The following is a 5,973-nucleotide window of genomic DNA, read 5'->3' as shown; positions in this document are numbered from 1 at the left end:
GAGTGGCTTTGGACGTATAACCACGAACGGCCCAACATGGGCATTGGCGGCATCACACCCGCTCAGAAACTGAAAATGGCCGCGTGAATTCTACCGCTGAACCCCGCTAAAACGGGGAGGACTACCCTCGAGCTTGAGGCGTTGCCGGAAGGAAGTCAGCGCAGCCAGATGGCCGTCATTGACCGAAAACATCTAACGGCTCACATCGCCCAGCGGCGCATCCCCCCCAGCCAAGATCGAAAGATGTTCGGAAATAAGTGGAGCAATCGACTGAACGACAAAATCGTGTCGCCGATTATTAAGGGTTACCAGCCGCATATTTACGTTCTGAAATGCATCATGGCAAAGTGCCAATCCGTGCGTGAGTGGCACGACTTGATCACCGATATCGTGCGCGATTGTCCACGGAATCGTAATGAGCCGAGCTTTGGCGGCTGCTTCAAATCGATCTGCTACGAAGCGGCGGATATAGGCGGGCACAAACGCCACAACGGACGCGACAGCATTGACTGTAACCAGACCGACTATATTTCGATCTCCTTCGGCGGCAAGCTGGATAGCAATGTTACCGCCAAGCGAATGACCTACGAGTAGAACAGGCAAGTTCGAGACGGCTGTCGCATGTCCGTAAAAGGCCCGTGCATCGTGCATCAGTCCTTCTTCCGAGGGATGCCCCTCATTTCCACCGTAACCGCGATAGTCTGCAACAATAATTTGGGCACCAAGCTGGTAAAGCGGTGCAACGAGGGGAGCGCATTGAGCTGCACTCCCGCTATTTCCATGGAAAAAGACGACGCAGCATCTGGCGTCGAGAGGCGCTTGTGTCGCCAGTCCCGAAATCGACAAACCGTCTGTTGTTGTGACAGTGATCGTATTGAAACATACGCCATCGTGTTGGCAGTCCACTGGCGGCACATCTTCGGGATAATAAAGTCGGGCGCCAACCTTCTTGTTTATCCCCGGTACCAATTTGCTCAAGAACATGTGCAGTTACCCATTTTCCAATACGTTCTCGAAACGGCCGGGAAGCGCTAGCAATTTCTCTAAGTCTTCCCACATAAACCAGAATTCAGGATTTTCTATCAGAAGATCCTGAAGACACCCTGCGCAAAAAGAATTGCAGGTTTCGACAAAATCCCTGGCGTGCATAAATCCATAAGGATCAACAACGCCATGTATTTTCATATGATTCCGATGAATGCTCATCGGCTTTATGAAGCATACGACAGCGTTTGCCTTATAAGCCATATCAAGCCATCGGCTTGCCAGTTGAAGGTTCCAATCGAAAACCTTGACCGGAGACGTTCTTCCGTATTTTTCAAAAAGGTCGAACAAGATGAACGCGTGGGTACCATTTTTGATATCTCTCAGGACGCTGATGAGGCCCGATCGATCCAAAACCCGATGAACATATATAGAATTTCTTGATCGGCGATTGATCTCGTTCCAGAGACGTTCTTCGTCGATGTTCCACTCTTGCCCTCTCAGCGCTACGAACCGTGAGCCCTCCGGGAAAGAATTCCCTATAAGGTTGAATGTTTTCAGGTAACTTCCCCAATGCGCCGTGGCGAATATGATTGCCCGGTGTCCATCGAGAGCGGCTTTGAAATAATCAGCAACCTCCCCCGAACCGGCAAACTCAGAAATACCATGAACCCCATCCACGATCGATTGGGCATATGCTGCATTGAATTCGTACTGGCGCTTTGCATTTTCGTTGAACATTGATCAAGTCGCAGCATTTATCTGATTGGGAGCAGCATTAATGAGGAGTCCTTCATTCACACCATTCGCATAGACGTGCACTTTTGACAAACTACAACTTTTGTGCAAGAAAAATGCGTGTGGATTTGCCACGCCAATTTCAACCGGAGATATGTAGTGATGCAAAGTATGGCAGTATCAGCTTCTTTCCCTGAATTTCGCGAACTAAGCGCATCAGAGATCGATGAGGTCGGTGGTGGTTGGGGTGATAGTGGTCGTGATAGTCGTGGGATGATGAGGCAGGCTGGCATCTGGGGTGCCGCCGGCGCAGCAGCGGCGTATAAAACAGGTGCAACTCCTTCGGGTATCGCCTGGTCAGGCGCGATCGGAGCTGTCGCTGGTGCCGCCAGCCATGCTGCTTCCCGCAGCTAAACAACTCTCCCGATCAAGTGCATCAGCGGCGCTTGATCGGGTCATTGGGGTAAGCTTATGAAGCACATCGTTGTCGTCGTAATTCGCTCATTTCTTATTAGTCTGACGATCATTGGCGGGCAGAAAATGTGGGAAGTTCTCTTCAATACGAGAGAGTTTGAATTCTCACTGCGAGCTTTTCTGATCCTCTTTGGCGTCGGGTTGGCGCTGTCGCTTTCGGTTGAAATGTTTGAAAAAAGGCTGAGGTGAATACATCACCATCCTTAGCCGCACTCCAGACCCGTTCGCGTAATCTATGGCCGATCGCCCACTATTCCGCCAAGAAACGATTGCGGAAATCGAAAACACATTGTCGAAAACCTATCTGGCCAACGGCATCAGAAAAGGGAGGGAAGTACACGCTTTCATCGCGTTGGCACTGTTGCTTGCCTGTTGCACGCTCTTCGTTGATGTTTCGCTGGACGTAATGGCTGTCGGCATTTTTCGCGGCAATGCGGATAACCGCTTCGTCATCTCGGATCGTGACGGACTGCTTACCTACGCGGTCAGTGGCAGGTCTCCAGTTGACGTATCGAAGGGTGAGAAGATCGCCTCGATACGCAATTTCGACACAGTAACATTGCGCCAAGCGCCCAATGTCACGTTCAGTCGTTCAGAACTGCAGGAACGTCGGAACCGCCTTCAGGCGCGCGTCGAAGCATTGAAAGCGGCGATGATCTCAAGGGCCAAAGCGCTGCGACAGATGCTCGCGCAGTTTCAGACCCTCAAAGAGGACGCCGATAAACTTGCAACAGTGTATAGAGACGACGCAGCACGGCTTTCCAAACGCCAGAGCGATTACAAGCAGTTGCTTGAGAAAGGCCTTGTCACAGCAATAGCCTTTGAAAACGTCGCTCAAGCCCTCAGTGATCGGAACGTACAGCTTTCGAATACAGAGGCCAATGCTCACGAATACGAGCGCCGGATGACCGAGGTCGAGCTGCAGCTTGATCAGGCTGCCGATGATAGCGATCGGGAGCAAGTGCAACTTCAAAATCAAATTACCGACATCGATGTCGCGATGCAGGCTGATGCAGAGCTTGAGGAGCAACCGGTTTATGCTGACAGAGCCGCTACGTTGATCCCCAAAGGATACGCGGTCGGACAGGCAGTCAAACGGGGAGATATTCTTTTTGAGCTTACTTCGGGCACCGATACTCTGGAGATAGAGGCCGACGTCCCGGAGAGCCAGATCGGCGAATTGCACGAGGGGATGCCGGTCACGATCGGGGTGAGCTCTTATCCGATTTTTAAATACGGCATGATGAGCGGAAAGGTGACATTTGTCAGTTCCGTGGCAACGGACGCTGTGACTTTTAGCGAGCGGCTGCCAACAGCTTCCCAGTTCCGGATGGTCATCAAACCTGATCCAGCATCGTTCATGGCATTCAGCGAGGATAAGAAAATCCTACCGGGCATGCTTGCCGAAGTTCATGTGCGGAAGAAAAAAGTGGCGATCTGGCGTCTGTTGCTCGCGCCTTTCCTGCGATTGAGCTACAGAATGGATACATAGCATGATTGGACGTAAACGCGTACAGTGGGTTCGCCAGGATGAGAGAAGCGAATGCATACTTGCCTGCTTGGCGATGATTTCCAACTACCATGGCGGGACGCATAAGCTTCGTGAGTTGCGGAAAGACTATCCAGGCTTGAGCAGAGGGGGTACTCTGCGGGATCTGCTCGACATCGCGCAGAAGCTGCACATGGCACCTCGCCCGTTGAAAGCCGATATCGAAAATCTTTCTCGGTTGTCGTTCCCATGCATCCTCCACTGGAATTTCGATCATTTCGTTGTCGCGGAACGAATCAGTCGTCGGGGACTTAAGATCGTCGACCCTGCAAAAGGCATTGAGGAATTGCCGCTTGTAGAAGTCTCAAAGAGATACACCGGCATAGCGATCGAGCTAACACCTCTTCCCTCTTTGAGAGCCCACCCGACCGGCCGCTCAAAGGACGGTGTCAAGGCGGCTTTCTTGTCGATTAGGCCCTATTTGGGGTCGATTTCCGGATTTGCATTGGTTGCGGCAGCTAACCTATCACTGGCCCTTATCGCACCTCTGTCGATCCAGCTCGTCATTGATAGGGTTATCCCGGACCGGGACTTAGATCTTCTTCAACTCATCGCGATCGGCTTCCTGTTGATACAGCTTTTGGGGGTGCTCGGTAGCTATGCACAAAGCATGTTTGTGCTGCGCACCTCTTCAAACTTGCGGCTGGCAACCATTCATGATTTTCACCGCCATCTCCTTGGAAACGGACTGGAATATTTCAATCGACGCGGTCTCGGACACTTCGTCGCGCAGTACAATTCCATCTCTTATCTTGTCGCCCATGTGGTGAAGGATTTAGGTGCGGCAGCTGTCGATCTGGTCTATCTCATCACAGTTCTAGTAATCCTTATGTTCATGGATTTCCAGATTGCGCTTGTGGTAGCGGCAACTAGCGCATTGGCAGTCGGTGTCCGCTGGGCGCTGATGCGGCGGTCTCGTGAGTTGCAGAACAAACTCGTGGTCGCCGCCGCGCAGGAGGAGTCCTACTTCGTCGAGACCCTTCGAGGAATCTATTCTGTCAAAGCCAACCGCCTTGAACTCCATCGGATACTGGGAGGGATCGACCGTGCGGTGAATACTATCAACAGCGCATTTTCAGCAAAGCGCTTCGATCTACGTTTTGAAGTTGCCATCAACGTCGTTAAATCGCTGGAATCGATCCTCATTCTCTACATGCTCGCCACGCGCGTTTTGTCCGGCACGATGACGATCGGCGTTATGTATACATTCTATATGTATAGGGTATTCGTCGATCAGAGATTATCGAGCTACGTGACTACGATGGCGGATATCCTCAACATAAGAGTCCACCAGCAGAGGCTTGCTGAAAGCACCGAAGAAGCGCGGTTTGAAACGGCCGACAACGACATTTCACTGTTCTTGAAGCTCAGGGGCGAATTCGAGATCAGGGATATTTCATATAGTATCGACAATGGTAAGAAGAGGCTTTTCGACGGCTTTTCGGCAACCGTTAAAGTCCGTAGTTTTGTACATGTGTCCGGCCCTTCCGGCGTCGGTAAATCTACGCTGCTTAAGATCATGCTCAAAATCGTGGAGCCCGAGCGCGGCGAAATCCTCTTGGACGGACGTGACATCGGCGGCTACAGCCAGAATATGGTGAAAAACAATATCGGTGTTGTTCTTCAAGAAGACACGCTTTTCAGCGGGTCAATTATTTCGAATGTCTCGTCATTTGATGACAGGTTGGATTTTCAACGTGTGCAAGACTGCTGCCGGATTTGTGAAGTTCACGAAGAGGTTTTGCGCCTTCCCCTTGGCTACCATAGCCTTGTGGGGGACATGGGATCCAACCTATCTAGCGGCCAGCAACAGCGATTGCTTCTGGCGCGTGCGCTTTACAAAAATCCTACCATTTTGATCTTGGATGAAGCCACCGCAAATCTCGACTCAGAAATCGAGCGTAAAATCCTGAACAATTTAAAGTCTTTGGGAAAGACAATCATTTTTGCGTCCCACTCGGCCATCGTTCCAGAGTTTAGGACAGATGAGTGGCCAATTGGAACTCCTTGATACAATCCATTCATTCCATACCGGACCATCCATTCTAGCAATGCAAATTCTGTGTCCGGAACACCTCATTGGTCCCAGCAGACGATCGTGTCCCATGGAGTGGTGTAGCTGGATTTCATAGCCATCGGTGATTTCCGGTAGGGTCGGGTTGCTTAGAGCCAACCTGAGGGACACCACCGATGACCGACGACATGATGAACCTGCGCTCACTCGTTGA

Annotated in this window: 5 protein-coding genes; 3 read left to right on the top strand and 2 right to left on the bottom strand. The window is 51.2% G+C overall.

Annotation, left to right across the window (positions count from 1 at the left end; genetic code table 11):
• Positions 1 to 192: 192 nt before the first annotated feature.
• A complete protein-coding gene (locus EFB14_RS32655) occupies positions 193 to 984 on the bottom strand; it encodes an alpha/beta hydrolase (RefSeq protein WP_126830925.1) in 792 nt (263 codons plus the stop codon).
• Positions 985 to 990: 6 nt separating this feature from the next.
• Positions 991 to 1,725: a lysophospholipid acyltransferase family protein gene (locus tag EFB14_RS32650; protein ID WP_126830923.1), complete on the bottom strand. Its 735-nt coding sequence runs from the start codon at positions 1,723 to 1,725 to the stop codon at positions 991 to 993.
• Positions 1,726 to 2,193: 468 nt separating this feature from the next.
• Here EFB14_RS32650 and EFB14_RS32645 point away from each other — a divergent pair, with 468 nt between their 5' ends.
• The 3 genes from EFB14_RS32645 to EFB14_RS32635 are packed head-to-tail and all read left to right on the top strand — an operon-like array spanning position 2,194 to position 5,756.
• A complete protein-coding gene (locus EFB14_RS32645) occupies positions 2,194 to 2,385 on the top strand; it encodes a hypothetical protein (protein ID WP_126830921.1) in 192 nt (63 codons plus the stop codon).
• A gap of 46 nt (positions 2,386 to 2,431) precedes the next feature.
• Positions 2,432 to 3,688 carry an HlyD family secretion protein gene (locus tag EFB14_RS32640; RefSeq protein WP_126830919.1) on the top strand — a complete coding sequence of 419 codons (1,257 nt, stop codon included), beginning with the start codon at positions 2,432 to 2,434 and terminating at the stop codon, positions 3,686 to 3,688.
• Position 3,689: 1 nt separating this feature from the next.
• Positions 3,690 to 5,756, top strand: a complete 2,067-nt coding sequence (locus tag EFB14_RS32635; RefSeq protein ID WP_126830917.1) for a peptidase domain-containing ABC transporter — start codon at positions 3,690 to 3,692, stop codon at positions 5,754 to 5,756.
• Positions 5,757 to 5,973 lie beyond the last annotated feature (217 nt).

Origin of the sequence: Rhizobium fabae, from assembly GCF_003985135.1 — a bacterium.
In the GTDB taxonomy this organism is placed as follows: Bacteria; Pseudomonadota; Alphaproteobacteria; order Rhizobiales; family Rhizobiaceae; genus Rhizobium; species Rhizobium pisi.
Note: the sequence above shows the minus strand (reverse complement) of the source record. Positions and strands in the feature narration are given on the sequence as shown.